Here is a 15,494-nt window from a genome sequence, read left to right as displayed (position 1 = left end):
CGGGCTGCGCGCAGGGCGGGGACACAACGACATGACCGGGCAGAGCCACGCCCCGACCGACGGTCCCAGCCGCGCGGAGGATCCCCGGGAGGGGTCCGGCAGCGCTCCGGACGGGCGGCCCGAAGGGCGCAGCCGGCGGTCCTTCCTCACCTATCTCGTCGCGGCGCCGACCCTCGCCCTCGTCACGCGCGCCGGAGCCGACGCCCTGGTTCCGCAGCCCGCCCACGCCGTGGTCCCGACCCTGCCGGCCATAGCGGACCTGGTCGATCTCGGCGACCTGTTCATCCTGGCCGGCGCCCCCACCTCCGCCCTGCTCGCGCTCGCCGTCGAAGCCGACGGGACCGTCCGCTTCAGGCTCCCGCGCGAAGAAGTGGGCCAGGGCCTGACCACCGCGGTGGCGATGCTCGTCGCCGAGGAACTCGACGCGCCCCTGGCCGCCGTGCGGGTCGAACTGGACGACGCCCGACCCGAGCTGGTCTTCAACCAGCTCACCGGCTCCTCCAACTCCATCCGCTCCCTCTACGGACCGGTCCGCCAGTGCGCCGCCACCGCCCGCGCCCGCCTCGTCGCGGCCGCCGCCCGGCGCTGGAGCCTCCCGGCCTCCTCCCTCACCACCGCGAACGGCGCGGTCCGCGCCCCCGACGGCCGCACCGCCGGCTACGGCTCGCTCGCCGCGGCCGCCGCGGACCCCGCCCTGATCGTCCTCGGCGCCACCCCCAAACCGGCCGCGCGGCACGCGCTCGTCGGCAGGCCGACGAGCCGGATCGACGCCCGTGCCATGGTCACCGGCGCCCAGCGCTACACCCTCGACCTCGACGTCCCCGGCGCCAAGCCCTGCGTGGTCCGGCGCCCGCCGACCCTCGGCGGCAGCGTCCGCGCGGTGTCCAACCTCGCCGCCGTCCAGGCCATGCCGGGCGTCCTGCACGTGGTCGCCGTCGCCACCGGTGTGGCCGTCGTCGCCGAGACCTTCGGCCAGGCGCTCGACGCCAAGGCCGCCCTCCAGGTCACCTGGGGCCCGGGCCCCGCGGACCAGCTCTCGGACGCGGCCGTCCGTACGAAGCTGCGCGCCGCCACGCCGCCGCTCCTGGTGCCGCCCCTGCTCACGGCCCACGTGGACGCCGAGTTCGACTTCGCCTTCGTCAGCCACGCCCCGATGGAGACCAACTCGGCCGTGGCCGACGTCCGCGACGACCGCGCGGAGATCTGGTCCGGACTCAAGTCCCCGATCGTGGCCCGCCAGACGATCGCCGCCGACCTCGGCCTGCCGCTCGACAAGGTCACCGTCCACGTGGTCCAGGCCGGCGGCTCGTTCGGCCGCAGGCTTTTCTTCGACGCGGCCCTGGAGGCGGCCCGGATCTCCAAGGCCTGCCGCCGCCCGGTCCGCCTGATGTGGACCCGCGTCGACGACACCCGGCACGGCCGGATGCGCCCCGCCACCCACCACAAGATCCGTGCCACGCACCTGCTCGGCGAGGTGCTCAGCTTCGAGCACCGGGTCGCCGCCGCCGAGACCGACTTCCGGCACGGCCTCGGCGAGATCATCACCGCCACCGCCGCGAGCCTTCCGCTCGGCATCGGCAACGCGACCCTCGCCCAGACGCTGTTCCTCACCACGATCAAGTCCCCGTACCACTTCGGGCTCACCACGCAGACGCTCACCGAGGTCCCGACCGGGGTGCCCACCGGTTCCTGGCGCTCGGTGTACTCGGCGAACACCCGGGGTGCCGAGGAGATCGTGGTCGACGAACTGGCCGCAGCGACCGGGCGGGACCCGTACCGGTTCCGCCGCACCTTCCTGAAGACGGCCGCCCAGCGTGCCGTGCTCGACAAGGTGGCGACGGAGGGGGAATGGGGCCGCGCCATGCCGGCCGGGTGCGCCCAGGGCATCGCCTTCCACGAGGAGTACAAGTCCCGTACCGCCTGCCTGGTGGAGATCGACACCAGGGATCCGGAGCACGTGCGCGTCACCAAGGCGGTCATCGCCGTCGACGTGGGCCTGCCCGTCAACCCGCGCGGTCTGGAGGCGCAGATGATCGGCGGTCTCACCGACGCCATCTCCACCACGCTGAAGGCCGGCCTGCACCTGGACAAGGGCCTTCCGTTGGAGGGCAGTTACAGCCAGTTCCACTGGGCGCAGCAGCGCGACACCCCGCGTGACGTACGGGTCTTCGTGCTCCCGGCGACCGGCACGGAGCCGGGGGGCGCGGGCGAGCTGGGCCTGCCCGCCGCCGTCGGCGCGATCGCCAACGCCTACGCACGGGCGACCGGCACCAAGCCGCGCAGCTTCCCCCTCGACTTCGACGTCGACTTCACCCCCTACCCCCGCTAGTCCAGGAGCCGAGCCGTGCCCTCGCACACCTTCACCGTCAACGGGCAGAGCGTCACCGTGGACGCGCCCGACGATCTGCCCCTGCTGTGGGTGCTCCGCGACATGCTGGGCGTGCGCGGCCCCAAGTACGGCTGCGGCGTGGACGTCTGCAAGGCCTGCACCAGCCACCTCGACGGCGCGGACGTCCGCCCCTGCGTCGTGCCGGTCTCCGCGTGCGCGGGGAGGTCGGTCACCACGATCGAGGGCCTGGCGAACGGCGACGAACTGCACCCGGTTCAGGAGGCCTGGCTCGAACAGGACGTCTCGCAGTGCGGTTTCTGCCAGCCGGGCCAGATCATGGCCGCGGTGGCGCTGCTCAAGCGGACGAGCACGCCCACGGACGAGGACATCGACGCGATCGCCAACATCTGCCGCTGCGGCACCTACTTCCGCATCCGGGAGGCGATCCGCAGCGCGGCCGCCAAGATGTAGGCGCGGGAACCGCGGCGGCGCGGCGTCGAAGCCGTGTTCGGTTCGGACGCCGGCGGGGGTTCACCCCGTGACACAGGGCCCATGAAGGACGGATCCGGGCGATTGTGTCTGATCATGCCTGAATGAGGCGTATCAATGCGAAACGCGTGCTGGTCGGTGAACCGCTCGACACGGCGCGTCTGGGCGAGACCCTGCTGCCCAAGCGGCTCGCCCTGCCGATCTTCTGCAGCGACCCGCTCTCCTCGGTGGCCTACGCCACCGAGGAGATCCTGCTGATCCTCGCCCTCGGCGGCGTCGCGCTGCTCCACCTCGCCTGGTACGCGGCGGCCGCCATCGTCTTCCTGCTCGTGGTGGTCGTCGCCTCCTACCGGCAGACCTGTCACGCCTACCCGGGCGGCGGCGGAGCCTACGTCGTCAGCTCCAAGAACCTCGGGGAGGGCGCCGCACTCACCGCCGCCAGCGCCCTGCTCGTCGACTACGTCATGACGGTCGCGGTCTCCGTCGTCTCCGGCGTCTCCGCCATCACCTCCGCCATCCCCGCCCTCGACGACCACGAAGTCCTCATGTCGGTGGCTTTCGTGGTGCTGCTGACCCTGATGAACCTGCGCGGCGTGCGGGAGTCGGGCCGGGTCTTCGCCATCCCGACCTACGGCTTCGTGCTCGTCATCTACCTCATGTTCGCGGTGGCCGCCTACCGCCTCGCGACCGGCGACACGATCCGCGCCGAATCGGCCGACCTGCCGATCACGGAAGCCGGCACCTACGCCGGGCTCGCCCTGGTGCTGCTCGTGCTGCGTGCCTTCGCCTCCGGCTGTACGGCACTGACCGGCGTCGAGGCCATCAGCAACGGCGTGCCCGCCTTCGAGAAGCCGAAGAGCCGGAACGCGGCGAACACCCTCGCGGTGATGGGCGCGCTGGCCGTCACCATGTTCGGCGGGATCACCGTCCTCGCCATGAACTACGAGGTGCACGTCGCGGCGGATCCGACCGAGCTGGGCCTGCCTCCCGGAACCCCGATGTCCACCGCGCTCGCACAGATCGGCCGCGCCACCTTCGGCGACTGGCACTTCCTCTTCTACGTGCTCCAGGCCGTCACGGCCGGCGTGCTGATCCTCGCGGCGAACACCGCCTTCAACGGATTCCCGATGCTCGCCTCCATCCTCGCCAAGGACCGGTACGTGCCCCGCCAGCTCTACAACCGGGGCGACCGGCTCGTCTACTCCAACGGCGTCGTCCTGCTGTCGCTCGCCGCCATCGTCCTCATCGTCGCCTTCGACGCCCAGCTGACCCGCCTCATCCAGCTGTACATCATCGGCGTCTTCGTCTCCTTCACCCTCTCCCAGGCCGGCATGGTCCGGCACTGGAAACAGGAACTCGCCTCGCCCGCGACCCCGCGGGAGGAACGGATCCACATCCACCGCCGGCGCGCCATCAACGCCGTCGGCGCCGTGATGACCTCCGTGGTCCTGGTCATCGTCCTGGTCACCAAGTTCACCCACGGCGCCTGGCTCGTCGTCATCGCCATGCCGCTGCTCTTCCTCGGCATGAAGGGAGTGCGCCGCCACTACGACACCGTGGCGCGGGAGGTGGCCGTCGCCCCCGGGGTCACACCGCGCAAGCCCGCCCGCCACCACGTCGTCGTCCTCGTCGCCGCCGTACAGGCCCCAACGCTCAAGGCCCTCGGCTACGCGATGGGACTGCGGCCCGACACCCTGACGGCCCTCTCGGTGGCCGCCGACGAGCAGGACGCGGACCGGTTGCGGCAGGCATGGGCCGAGCACGACCCGGGCATCGCGCTGAAAGTGCTGCACTCCCCGTACCGCGAGGTCATCGGGCCGGTGCTCGCCTACCTGCAGGAGCAAGCGGCCGCCGAGGGGACGGACATGCTCTCGGTGGTGATCCCCGAGTACGTCGTCGGGCACTGGTGGGAGCAGCCCCTGCACAACCAGAACGCGCTGCGGCTCAAGGCGCGGCTGCTGTTCACGCCCGGGGTCGCGGTCATCGACGTCCCGTACCTCCTGGAGTCGGCGAAGTCCGCCGGACGGCAGGCGCCGGAGCCGGGGGCGGAGCGGACGCGGGGGTAGCGGAACGCTGGGTCACCGCCGTGTGGGCCAGCGCCAGTTCCACCACGTGCGCCGGATCGGACAGGGACCGGCCGGTTAGCTGCTCCAGACGGCGCAGCCGGTTCGAGACGGTGTTGCGGTGGCAGTAGAGCCGCTGCGCCGCGTACGTCGTCGAGCCCTGGCAGGTCAGCCAGGTGCCCAGGGTGGTCAGCAGGACATGGCGGTCCTGCGGCGCCAGCGCCAGGACGGGCCCCAGCACCACCTGGCGCAGCCGGCCCGCGAGCTCCGGCTCGGCCGCGACCAGGGCCGCCGGCAGGCGCTCGTCCAGCAGGGTGGTGTGCGGGCCCTCCGCGGCCGGGGCGGCGCGCAGCGCGAGGACGGCCAGGCGGCGGGCCACCGCCAGCTCGGCCGGCGCCGCCACCACCGGGCTCACCCCGGCGCGCACCCCGAGCGGGGCGAGCGCGTCCCGTACGGATTCCAGCGGAAGGTGGCCGAGGTCCACGAGCCCGGTCTCCCCGTCGGCCCGGATCCGCCACAGCACGCGCGGGGCGCCGAAGGCGGGGCGCGCGTCCGCGTTCCCGCCGGGGCCGAGGGCCACGACCGCGAACCGGCCGCGCTCCGCCAGCCCGAGCCGGTGCGCCGACTCGGCGGTGGCCTCCGCAGGACCGGCGCCGTCGAGCAGGGCGTCGAGGTGTGCGGCCCGCAGCTCCCGTTCGCGCTCCTCGCGCAGCGTCTCGGCCCGCCGGTAGGACTGCGCCGCGGCGTCGGCCATCCGGTCCACGACGTCCCACAGCGCGGGCGCCTCGGGCAGCAGCCGCGGCAGCGCGGCCCGGTCGTGGGCTGCCACCGCCTCGGTCAGGGTCTGCCACAGCAGCCGGCCGCCGAGCCGGTACACGCGCAGCAGGGAGTCGAGCGGCAACCCCTGCCCGGCGCGGAGCGCGCCCTCGGAGCGGGCGTCGGCGAGGTCGGGCGGCAAGCCGCGGGAGGCGCCGGCGACCCCCTCGACGGCCTGGCGCAGGATTTCGTGCAACCGGTCGCGCAGTGCGGCCCGCCCGAGCAGGGCGGCGTAGGCGGGTTCCTCGGTCGGCAGCCGGTCGGCGAGCCGCTGCGCCGCGACGGCGACGCGGCGGTTCAGGTCCTCGCGTATCTCCTCGATGATCCGCTCCATGACGGGCAGGGTGGCACGGCGGAGGGGGCGGTGGGGAGGGCCGGGACGGTGCGGGGTCCGCTAGCGTGTCCGAAGCACTGCACATGCAGTGCATATGCGGCGGTCATAGCAGCGGTGCGTGCGGGGCCCGGCGTACGGGCGGCCGCCGCACCGCTCACGCCGTGCCGCACGGCTCCGCGTCCACACCGTCAGGGATCCGCCCATGCGCCAGAACCCGGAGCGCCGCGCCGCGCTGCTCGACGCCGCCATCGAAGTCCTCGCCCGCGAGGGCTCCCGGGGGCTGACCCTGCGCGCGGTGGACGCGGAGGCCGCCGTCCCGACGGGCACCTCTTCCAACTACTTCTCCAACCGCGCCCAGTTGCTCGTGCAGATCCTGCACCGCACCCGGGAGCGGCTGACGCCCGATCCGGCGGACCTGGCCGGACCGCTCGACACCAGGGTGCTCCTCGGCCGGCTCGTGGAGCGCATGCGCCGCGAGCGCAGCGTCCACACCGCGATGCTGGAACTGAGGCTGGAAGCCACCCGGCGGCCCGAACTCCAAAGCGAACTGGCCGGATTCCAGGGCGCCGAGCTGGAGGCGAACATCGCCTGGCACCTGGAGGCGGGACTGCCGGGGGACCGGCAGGGCGTGGTGCTGCTGTACCTCGCCATGCTGGGCCTGATCGTCGACGACCTGACCGCGCCGGGGCTGCTGGACCCCTACCCGCTGGAGGGGCTCATCGACGTGATGGTCGAGCGCCTCCTCCCGGAGCACCCCGCCGACTGACTATCGTGCCCCGAGGGGGAGCACCGGCGGTACCGGCACGAAACGCGGGAGGGCACCGTGGAGACGGCGGACATCACCAGCGACGGCGGCAGCGGCGAAGCGGACGGCGGCATCCAATGGCTGGCGGACCGGGAGGCTTGGTACGTCAGCCTGACCTTCGCCCGGGGCATCGGCCCCGAGGAACTGGCCGCGCGGCTCGGCGCGATACCCGGCGTCCGTCCCGGCCCGCTGGGTGCGATCGACGCGTGGAGCATGGTCACCGAGACGGTGGACGGCGACGGGGTGGCCCGGGTCGGCAGCTGGGGCGGCTGGTCCTTCGCCGTCGAACACGGCGTGCCGGCCGGGGCGCAGCGCCTCGCCGAGATCTCCCGCGGCGGCGCCGAGGCCGTCCACCTCGACCCGCAGCCGGACCGCCCGCCCAAGCAGTTCGCGTACGCCCGCGACGGCGAGCTCGTCTGCTGCTTCGGCCTCGGCGAGGAGTACTGGCGAGGCGGCCACCGGCCCGACTTCCTCCTGCCGGAACTCATCGAGGCCGCGGTCCTCACCCCCGAGGGCGGCCACGCCCGCCCCGACGGGGAACCGCACGCGGTCCGGGACCGCCTCACCCTGCGCGTCCTGGAGCACCGCTTCGGTCTCTCCCTCCCGCGCCGCCTCGTCGAGGAGGCCCTCCTGCCGGCCTTCGTGACGTGCGCACGGTGACCCGCGGCCAACGACCTGCGCGCAGTGACCGTTCCCGCCGAAACCGCTCTCGACGGTCGGGATTGGTTGATCTTATGCTCGGGTTTACGCGCGTCCGCTGGTTTTGCGGCCGGTGAGCGACTTTGATGGGTTTTCGCCAGGCCTCGTACCGGAGCAGGGGGACCACTCATGGGCACCGACCGCAGCCAGAAGGACAGTTCGGACCACAACGCCGCCGCCGCACCCACCCTCATCGGTTCCGTCCAGAGGGCGCTGCGCCTCGTCGAAGCGATGTACGCGGAGGACGGGGCTACCGCCAAGCGCCTCGCGCGCCTCACGGGCATCCCGCTGCCCACCGTCTACCACTTGCTCCGCACCCTCAGCCACGAGGGCTACGTACAGCGGGAGGGCGGATCGTTCCGACTCGCGGACGGTATGCCGCTGCCGCTCGCCTCGTGAATTCGTCGCCCGCAGAGCCGATGTGGGCAAATGGATCAACGCAATGATCAAATTCCGATTGGTTCCGGCCAAGCTGTCACGTGCTACCGCGCATGTTCCAGCGGAAAATGCCAGAACACCCTTTCGCTCTGTGGAAGTTGAGTAAGTTCCTCCTGTCGCGCCGTACGACCGTGCACCACGCACGGTGCCGGCCGGGAGGGGAGCCCGCGTGCCCGGGATCGACGAGTGCCTGCTCGAAGCCATGACCCTGCCTGGAGCGAGGGGGGCCGCGCTGGTCGACTGGAGCAGCGGACTGGCCCTCGGCACGGTGGGGGAGTCCCCGGTGGGAGACCACGAGACCACCGCGGCCGAGACCGCCGAGCTGGCCCGGGCGGCCGCCGAGTACGAGTCCTTCGCCCCGGCGGAACCGGGCTCGGGCGAGAGCGCCGGGCCGCCCGTCGAGGACCTGATCGTCACCACCCGGACCGGATACCACGTGCTCCGCTTCGTCGAGACCAGCTTCGACAGCAGCGTCTTCCTGCACCTGTGGCTCGACCGGGCCGACGGCAACCTCGCCCTCGCCCGGCACCGGTTACGGGCCCTGGCCGAAGGGCTGGTACTCAAGTGAGTGCCACGGCCCTGCCCGGCATCCCGTCCCCCTCCGCGGCCCGTGCCCTGCCCGACGGCCAGGCTGCGGCCCCGGCCGCCGTCTCGCCCCTGCTCACCCGGCTCGCCGCCGAGCGCGCCACCGGCGCGCTGCTCCGCGAGCGCGGCACCCTCTTCCTGGAGGACGGCCGCGTCGTGCACGCGGAGAGCCCCGCCACCCCCGGCCTCGACGTCCTGCTCACCACCGGCGGCGGACTCACCCACGAGCGCTGGACCGACGCCGTGAACCAGGCCGGCGCCCGCCGCCAGGTCGCCCGCTTCCTCGTCGACAGCGGGGGCATGGCCGGGGGCGAGCTGGAGATCTGCCATCTCGCCGCGATATTCGACGCCGCCTTCTTCGCGCTCTCCCCGGGCAGCGGACCCTCCCGCTTCCGCCGCGGGGCCACCCACTGGATCGGCTCCGTCCGCTCCGTCCCGGCCGCCGCCGTCGAGCGGGAGACCCGGCGCCGCCGGGAACTGCTCGACGCGGTCTGGCCCTACCCGCTGCTGGACACCGCCCCGGTCGTACCCCGGGCCGCCGCCCCCGGGCAGACCGTCACCGCCCGGCAGCGGATCCTGCTGGACCAGGCGGACGGCGTACGGACACCGGCGGACCTGGCCTGGGTGCTGGGCCGGCCGGCCTTCCACACCCTGCTCGACGTACGACGCCTGGCCGCGGCCGGTCTGGTCGAGACCCCGTACGCCTCGGCGGCGGCCCCGGTCGCCGCTCCCGAGACGACCCTGCCCGACTGGATGACGCAGGCCCAGTCCCCGGACGTGGCGTTGCTGCGCCGGCTACGCGACGCACTGGAGGCAAGCCTGTGAGGCTCCCGCTGCGACCGGCCCAGCGCGGCGACCGCTCCGAGCGGAGGCAGCCCGAAAGGAGAAAGGCCGACATGAGCACGGTGCCCGCCGAGGCGGAGGCCGAGATACTCGCCGAGCTGGCGCGGCTGCGGGCCCGTGTCCCGCAGCTCACCGGCGCACTCGCCGCCAGCGCCGACGGCCTGGTCCTCGCCCACGACAGCGCCGCCACCGAAGCCGAGTCCGTCGCCGCGCTGACCGCGGCCGCCCTCGGCGTGGCCCAGCGTCTCAGCGACTGCACGGGCCAGGGCGCCTTCCGCGAGCTGCTCGTTCGCGGCGAGGGCGGCTACGTCGCCACCTACGCGGCGGGCGACGCCGCGGTCCTGACGCTGATAGCCGAGCCGCGCGTCAACGTCGGCCGGCTGCACCTCGAGGCCCGGCGCTCCAGCCTGCGCATAGCCGAGCTGCTCGACCGCAGTCTCGGCCGGCGCGGCCTCGGCACGATCACCTAGCCGGGAGTCCCCGCCTGGGTGAGCCCGGGCGTCCCCCGACCACGTTCCTCCGCACCGACCGAATTCCTGGACAGAGAAACAGAAAGAGGAGACAACCATGGCCAATGTGGAGACCGCCCTCAAGGAAGCCGCCACGACCATCGACGGCGTGATCGGCGTCGCCCTGGTCGACTACAGCAGCGGCATGGCCCTCGGCACCGTGGGAGGCGGCAAGGACCTCGACCTCGGGGTCGCCGCGGCGGGCAACACCGACGTGGTGCGCTCGAAGGTCCGCACGATGGAGCTGCTCGGTCTGAAGGACGAGATCGAGGACATCCTGATCACCCTCGGAACCCAGTACCACCTGATCAGGCTCATGAAGAGCCGGGGCTCTTCGGGGCTCTTCCTCTACCTCGCGCTCGACAAGGGGCGGGCGAACCTCGCGATGGCCCGCCACCAGCTGAAGAAGATCGAAGCGGAACTGGAAGTGTGACCCGATGACGGCGAGGTGGCGGACGGCTGAACTCATTGCCGTCCGCCCCGGCGGCTTCTTGTATATGTCCGAGATGTGCGATTTCTGTCATCTCGTTACAGAGTAGGATGCTGCAAACGGCTGATCATCACAATGTAAATACGCTGGAGAACTCGCCACCCATGCCACCGCGCCTGAGCATCGTCGTCCCCGTCTACAACGTCGAGCTCTATCTCGACGAATGCCTGGAGTCCATCGCAGCGCAGACATTCGACGACTTCGAAGTCGTGCTCGTCGATGACGGTTCCACCGACGGCAGTGCGGCACTGGCACAGGCGTTCGTCGACCGCGACGACCGCTTCCGGCTGGTTCTCCAGAAGAACGCGGGACTCGGGGCCGCCCGCAACGTCGGCGCCCGTCACATCACCCCGGGCACCGAGTACCTCGCGTTCGTCGACAGCGACGACACCATGCCGTCGTACGCGTACCAGCGGCTGATCGACGCCCTCGACGCGACCGGCTCCGACTTCGCCGCGGGCAACGTCAAGCGCTTCCGCTCCGTCGGCATGCAGCAGTCCTGGGGCCACCGCACGGCTTTCGCCACCACCAAGCTGAAGACCCACATCTCCAAGCTGCCCGCGCTGGTCACCGACCGCACCGCGTGGAACAAGGTCTACCGGCGGACCTTCTGGGACGAGCACGGCTTCCAGTACCCGGAGGGCATCCTCTACGAGGACGCTCCCGTCAGCATCCCCGCGCACTACTTCGCCACCAGCGTCGACATCCTCAGCGAGTGCGTCTACCACTGGCGCGTCCGCGAGACCGGCGAGCGCTCCATCACCCAGCGCTCCACCGACCCGGTCTCGGTCATCGACCGGGTGGCCTCCGTACGCCTGGTGCGCGAGGCGCTCCAGAGCAAGCAGGGTGCCGCCTACGACCGCTACCTGCGCGAGTACGACCGCAACGTGCTGAGCGAGGAACTCCCGCTCATCTACAAGTACGTGGCCGAGGCCGGTCCCGAGTTCCGCGCCGCCTTCACCAAGGAGGTCGGCGGTCTCATCCGGGAGATCGGCACCGGCCCGTGGTCCGACCTCACCGTCGCCGACCGGCTCAAGGCCTACCTCGCCGGGGAGGGCCGGATCGAGGAGTTCATCGCCCTCTTCCGCCACCAGCGCGACTTCACCTACAGCGTGCCCGCCAAGGGCCTGGCCCGCCCCCAGGCCGACTACCCCTTCCTCAAGGCACCCGTCCCCGCGAAGGTCCTCACCCTCGGCCCGCGCGAACGCCGCGTCGTCAGCCGGCTGGAAGAGGCCCACTGGTCCGACGGCAAGCTGCTGCTGCGCGGCTACGCCCTGCCCGGGCACCTCGGCGCCGAGAGCCGCCTCGGGTCCCGGAAGATGCTGATCTTCCGGGAGAACGGCAAGCGCCGCCGGACCGTCGTCACCACCCGCACGGTCGCCTCCCCGATGGCCACCGTGAACTCCCCGCACCTCGCGCTGCGGCACGCCGACTGGGCCGGTTTCACCGCCGCCGTCGACCCCACCGCCTTCCAGACGGGCGGCAAGTGGAACGACGGCGAATGGAGCACTTCCGTCGCCGTCACCGGCGCCGGCGGCCTGCACCGCGCCCGTCTGCGGGGCGGTGAGCACGACAGCGGACAGAACCCGCCCGCGCACTGGGTCGCCCCCGACGTGCGGGTCGTGCCGAGCGCCGTGGGTTCCCTCTCCCTCCGGGTGGAGATCGTCCGCGCCCGCGCCCTGGGCGTCCGCCCCTGCGGTGACGACGCCGTCGAGGTGACCGGCGAGCTCGCCGCAGAGGTCGGCGCCGGCGCCACCCTGCGCGCGGTGCACGTCTCCACCGGGACCGTGCTCACCTTCCCGCTGGAGACCTCCGCCGCCGTCGCCGGTGGCCGGATCCCCTTCACCGCGCGCGTGCCGCTGGCCGGCCTGGCCGCGGTGCCGGACGCTCCGTGCGAGCCCGGCGAGTGGACCCCCGAGCCGTGGAGCCTGTCCGTGACCGGCGCCGCGGGCGGTGACCACCGGCTGGCGCACGACGAGCGCGCCGGGTTCGCCGGCCTGGTCGTCCCCCTGCCCGGCGAGGAGACCGGCCGGGCCCTCTACGTCAAGCGCGGCACCACGGGCCACCTCACCCTGTCGGTGCAGACCTCGCCGCCGCTCGTCGACTCCGTCGAGGCGAAGGACGGCGCCCTGACGATCCGGGGCCGCTTCGTCGCGCCCGTCGACGAGCCGTACGAGCTGGTCCTGCACGACTCCTTCGGCCTCGAGTTCTGCTACCCCGTCAGCCGTGACGGCGACGCCTTCGAAGCCGCCTTCGAGCCCGTGCTCCCGGACGGCTACGCCGGCCGCACCGCGCTGCCGCAGGGCCGCTGGTGGCCCACGCTGCGCCCGGTCTCCCAGGGCGGGGACACCGCCGGCCTCATCGGAGTCGACCGCGGCGTACCCCTGCAGTTCGCGCTGGACGCCCTGCACTCGGGACCCCACGCCGTCACCGCTCGGGGCCGCCGGATACGCGTCGAGTCCCGCCTCTACGACCGCCTCGCGCTGATCGCCGACCCGCTGATCAGCCCGCACGACCGGTCGCACTACGCGCAGCGGATCGCGCGCGACGTGACGTACCCGGCGCAAAGCGCCCTCCCGGTCAAGGACATCGTCGTCTACGACACCTTCCGGGGTTACGGCGCCGGCGACTCGCCGCGCGCCATCCACGAGGAGCTGGTGCGCCGCGGCGAGAAGCTGGAGCACGTCTGGCTGGTGCGCGACGGCCGCGCCGAGGTCCCGGCGACCGCCCGCGCGGTCCAGTACGACAGCCTCGAATCGTGGGACGTGCTCGCGCGGGCCCGCTACTACGTGGTCAACGACAGCGTTCCGCTCGCCTTCCGGCGCCGTCCCGGCCAGACCGTCGTGCAGACGTGGCACGGCACGCCGCTGAAGCAGATCGGCCACGACTTCGTGCACGACTACTACACCAGCCCCGAGGTGTTGGAGTCGCTGGAGCACGACAGCGCCCAGTGGTCGCTGCTCGCCTCCCCGGGCTCGTACGCGACGCCCGTCCTCAAGCGGGCGCTCGGCTACGACGGCGAGGTCATCGAGTCCGGCAGCGCGCGTACGGACGCGCTGCTGCGGCCCGACCCGGAGCGGATCGCGGAGATCCGTTCGCGGCTCGGCCTGCCGGAGGGCAAGAAGGTCGTCCTGTACATGCCCACGTGGCGGGAGAACCGCCTGGGCTGGACGGTGGCCTCCGGCTACCGCCTCGACCTGCGGATCGACCTCGACGCGGCCCGCCGCGAGCTCGGCGAGGACCACGTCCTGCTCGTCCGCGGCCACCACAAGGTCACCGAGCAGGTCCGCGAGGGCGTTCGCGACGGTTTCGTCAGGGACGTGTCCCGCTGGCCCGACCCCACGGACCTGCTGCTCGTCGCCGACGTCCTGATCTCGGACTACTCCTCCGCGATCTTCGACTTCGTCCACACCGACCGGCCGGTCCTGCTCTTCACCTATGACCTGGACCACTACCGCGACACGCTGCGCGGCTTCACCTTCGACTTCGAGAAGAAGGCCCCCGGTCCGCTGCTCAAGGACTCGGCGAGCCTGATCGAGGCCGTACGGAACGCGGACGCGGTGGGCGCGCAGTACGCGAGGGCGCGGGCGGACTTCCGCGAGGAGTTCTGCGACCTGGACGACGGCCACGCCGCCGAGCGGATCGTCGACCGCATGCTCGACATGTAGCCCACAGGAGTGCGATCCAGACCGGATGAAGACCGGCCCCGGCCCCGCCGATGAGTTTCGGGGCCGGGGCCGGTCTCTATGTACGGGACGCAATCCCGCACACGCACTCTGGAGGCAGTCATGGCGAACAACGGATTCACGACGTGTCTGTGGTTCGACGGCCGGGCGGAAGCCGCCGCCGACTACTACCTGTCGGTCTTCAAGGACGGCAAGATCGGCCGCATCGGCCGCTACACCGAGGCGGGCCCCGGTCCGGAGGGCGAGGTCCTGGTCGTCGAGTTCGAGATCAACGGACAGAAGTTCGTCGGCCTCAACGGCGGCCCCGAGTTCACCTTCTCCGAAGCGGTCTCCTTCCAGATCCACTGCGCCGACGAAGCGGAGGCGGACTACTACTACGCCGCCCTGACGAGCGACGGCGGCCAGGAATCCGCCTGTGGCTGGGTCAAGGACAAGTTCGGGGTCTCCTGGCAGGTCATCCCGCCCGGTGCCATCGATCTGATCAGCGACCCCGACCCCAAGCGGGCCGCCCGGGCCACCGAGGCCATGCTGAAGATGACGAAGCTGGACGTGGCGCTGATGCGGCGCGCGGCCGACGCGGCGTAGCCGTACGGGACAGCGCTCCGCGCGCTGCCGTCACAACGGTGCCCGGCCCGCGGTGACGACCGGACCTACGACTCCGCGCCGATCCGGGCCAGGAGCGCCGGCAGCGCCGTGCCGATCGGCTCGCGGATCACCTCGTCGGCGAGGGAGTCGTACGGGGTCTCCTGCGCGTTCACGATGATCAGGCGGGCCCCGGCCTCCGCGGCCATCCCCGCCAGCGAGGCCGCCGGCTGCACCTGGAGCGTCGATCCGACGGCCACGAACACCTGGCACCCCTTCGCGACGGCGACGGCCCGCGCCAGCACCTCCGGGTCCAGCCGCTGGCCGAACATCACGGTCGCCGACTTGAGGATCCCGCCGCACGCGAGGCAGGCGGGATCGGGCTCCCCGGCGGCGACCCGGGCCAGTGCCTCTTCCATCCCCGACCGGGACCGACAGGCCGTGCACACCACGGCCCGCGCCGTGCCGTGCAGCTCGAACACCTTGCGCGCGGGCATCCCGGCGAGCTGGTGCAGCCCGTCCACGTTCTGCGTGAGCACCCGTACCGGAGTCCCGCCGCGCTCCAGCTCCGCCACCGCGAAGTGCGCGGCGTTGGGCCGCGCCGCCAGCGCCCCGATCTCGGCCCGCATCAGCCAGGACCTGCGCCGGATCTCCGGGTCGGCCATGTAGTACTCGTAGGTCACGAGCTTCTCGGCGCCGGGCGACCGACGCCACAGGCCCTGCGGGCCCCGATAGTCGGGGATCCCGGAATCGGTCGACATACCGGCCCCACTGAAGACTGCGACGAGCGGCTTTCCCATACGTCGACTGTAAGGAGCACGGACCC

General features: G+C 72.4%; 13 protein-coding genes and 1 pseudogene. 12 read left to right on the top strand and 2 right to left on the bottom strand.

What is annotated here, in order from left to right; translation table 11 throughout:
- Nucleotides 1-31: 31 nt before the first annotated feature.
- From ACFWBY_RS18220 to ACFWBY_RS18210, 3 genes are all read left to right on the top strand, one after another.
- Nucleotides 32-2,329 carry a molybdopterin cofactor-binding domain-containing protein gene (locus tag ACFWBY_RS18220; RefSeq protein WP_385338820.1) on the top strand — a complete coding sequence of 766 codons (2,298 nt, stop codon included), beginning with the start codon at nucleotides 32-34 and terminating at the stop codon, nucleotides 2,327-2,329.
- Between the two features lie 15 nt (nucleotides 2,330-2,344).
- A complete protein-coding gene (locus tag ACFWBY_RS18215) occupies nucleotides 2,345-2,800 on the top strand; it encodes a (2Fe-2S)-binding protein (RefSeq protein WP_385338823.1) in 456 nt (151 codons plus the stop codon).
- A 122-nt stretch (nucleotides 2,801-2,922) separates the two neighbouring features.
- On the top strand, nucleotides 2,923-4,884 hold the full coding sequence (locus ACFWBY_RS18210; RefSeq protein WP_385338826.1) for an APC family permease: 1,962 nt from the start codon (nucleotides 2,923-2,925) through the stop codon (nucleotides 4,882-4,884).
- On the opposite strand, the gene ACFWBY_RS18205 is transcribed toward ACFWBY_RS18210, so the two are convergent.
- On the bottom strand, nucleotides 4,799-6,031 hold the full coding sequence (locus ACFWBY_RS18205; RefSeq protein ID WP_385338829.1) for a helix-turn-helix domain-containing protein: 1,233 nt from the start codon (nucleotides 6,029-6,031) through the stop codon (nucleotides 4,799-4,801). The two genes, ACFWBY_RS18210 and ACFWBY_RS18205, sit on opposite strands and share 86 nt — an antisense overlap.
- 202 nt (nucleotides 6,032-6,233) lie before the next feature.
- Between ACFWBY_RS18205 and ACFWBY_RS18200 the strand changes: the two genes are divergently transcribed.
- The 9 genes and pseudogenes from ACFWBY_RS18200 to ACFWBY_RS18160 all read left to right on the top strand — a co-directional run bounded on the left by ACFWBY_RS18200 (nucleotide 6,234) and on the right by ACFWBY_RS18160 (nucleotide 14,671).
- Nucleotides 6,234-6,797, top strand: coding sequence for a TetR/AcrR family transcriptional regulator (locus tag ACFWBY_RS18200; protein ID WP_385338832.1), 564 nt, complete (start codon nucleotides 6,234-6,236; stop codon nucleotides 6,795-6,797).
- Nucleotides 6,798-6,854: 57 nt separating this feature from the next.
- On the top strand, nucleotides 6,855-7,496 hold the full coding sequence (locus ACFWBY_RS18195) for a DUF6461 domain-containing protein (RefSeq protein WP_385338835.1): 642 nt from the start codon (nucleotides 6,855-6,857) through the stop codon (nucleotides 7,494-7,496).
- Between the two features lie 168 nt (nucleotides 7,497-7,664).
- A pseudogene (locus tag ACFWBY_RS18190) lies at nucleotides 7,665-7,907 on the top strand (helix-turn-helix domain-containing protein); the annotation flags it as partial.
- Between the two features lie 235 nt (nucleotides 7,908-8,142).
- On the top strand, nucleotides 8,143-8,541 hold the full coding sequence (locus tag ACFWBY_RS18185; protein WP_385338838.1) for a hypothetical protein: 399 nt from the start codon (nucleotides 8,143-8,145) through the stop codon (nucleotides 8,539-8,541).
- 47 nt (nucleotides 8,542-8,588) lie between these two features.
- A complete protein-coding gene (locus ACFWBY_RS18180; RefSeq protein ID WP_385338917.1) occupies nucleotides 8,589-9,383 on the top strand; it encodes a transcriptional regulator in 795 nt (264 codons plus the stop codon).
- Between the two features lie 71 nt (nucleotides 9,384-9,454).
- Nucleotides 9,455-9,871: a roadblock/LC7 domain-containing protein gene (locus ACFWBY_RS18175; protein ID WP_385338840.1), complete on the top strand. Its 417-nt coding sequence runs from the start codon at nucleotides 9,455-9,457 to the stop codon at nucleotides 9,869-9,871.
- Between the two features lie 97 nt (nucleotides 9,872-9,968).
- Nucleotides 9,969-10,343 (top strand): hypothetical protein, encoded by a 375-nt coding sequence (locus tag ACFWBY_RS18170; RefSeq protein ID WP_385338843.1) that lies wholly within the window; start codon nucleotides 9,969-9,971, stop codon nucleotides 10,341-10,343.
- Between the two features lie 161 nt (nucleotides 10,344-10,504).
- Nucleotides 10,505-14,068 (top strand): CDP-glycerol glycerophosphotransferase family protein, encoded by a 3,564-nt coding sequence (locus tag ACFWBY_RS18165; protein WP_385338846.1) that lies wholly within the window; start codon nucleotides 10,505-10,507, stop codon nucleotides 14,066-14,068.
- A 120-nt stretch (nucleotides 14,069-14,188) separates the two neighbouring features.
- The gene (locus tag ACFWBY_RS18160; RefSeq protein WP_385338849.1) at nucleotides 14,189-14,671 is read left to right on the top strand and encodes a VOC family protein; all 483 of its coding nucleotides are present in this window, start codon (nucleotides 14,189-14,191) and stop codon (nucleotides 14,669-14,671) included.
- Between the two features lie 65 nt (nucleotides 14,672-14,736).
- On the opposite strand, the gene ACFWBY_RS18155 is transcribed toward ACFWBY_RS18160, so the two are convergent.
- Complete coding sequence (locus ACFWBY_RS18155) at nucleotides 14,737-15,468, bottom strand: NAD-dependent deacetylase (protein WP_385338852.1); 732 nt, start codon at nucleotides 15,466-15,468, stop codon at nucleotides 14,737-14,739.
- Nucleotides 15,469-15,494 lie beyond the last annotated feature (26 nt).

Origin of the sequence: Streptomyces sp. NPDC060049 (assembly GCF_042736715.1) — a bacterium.
In the GTDB taxonomy this organism is placed as follows: Bacteria; Actinomycetota; Actinomycetes; order Streptomycetales; family Streptomycetaceae; genus Streptomyces.
This window is presented reverse-complemented; position numbering and strand designations above follow the sequence as displayed.

Excerpts from the sequence above, each read along its gene's own strand:
- ACFWBY_RS18220 (WP_385338820.1), top strand. The coding sequence starts at position 32 with ATGACCGGGCAGAGCCACGCCCCGACCGACGGTCCCAGCCGCGCGGAG.
- ACFWBY_RS18210 (WP_385338826.1), top strand. The coding sequence starts at position 2,923 with ATGAGGCGTATCAATGCGAAACGCGTGCTGGTCGGTGAACCGCTCGAC.
- ACFWBY_RS18205 (WP_385338829.1), bottom strand. The coding sequence starts at position 6,031 with ATGGAGCGGATCATCGAGGAGATACGCGAGGACCTGAACCGCCGCGTC.
- ACFWBY_RS18200 (WP_385338832.1), top strand. The coding sequence starts at position 6,234 with ATGCGCCAGAACCCGGAGCGCCGCGCCGCGCTGCTCGACGCCGCCATC.
- ACFWBY_RS18175 (WP_385338840.1), top strand. The coding sequence starts at position 9,455 with ATGAGCACGGTGCCCGCCGAGGCGGAGGCCGAGATACTCGCCGAGCTG.
- ACFWBY_RS18170 (WP_385338843.1), top strand. The coding sequence starts at position 9,969 with ATGGCCAATGTGGAGACCGCCCTCAAGGAAGCCGCCACGACCATCGAC.
- ACFWBY_RS18165 (WP_385338846.1), top strand. The coding sequence starts at position 10,505 with ATGCCACCGCGCCTGAGCATCGTCGTCCCCGTCTACAACGTCGAGCTC.
- ACFWBY_RS18160 (WP_385338849.1), top strand. The coding sequence starts at position 14,189 with ATGGCGAACAACGGATTCACGACGTGTCTGTGGTTCGACGGCCGGGCG.
- ACFWBY_RS18155 (WP_385338852.1), bottom strand. The coding sequence starts at position 15,468 with ATGGGAAAGCCGCTCGTCGCAGTCTTCAGTGGGGCCGGTATGTCGACC.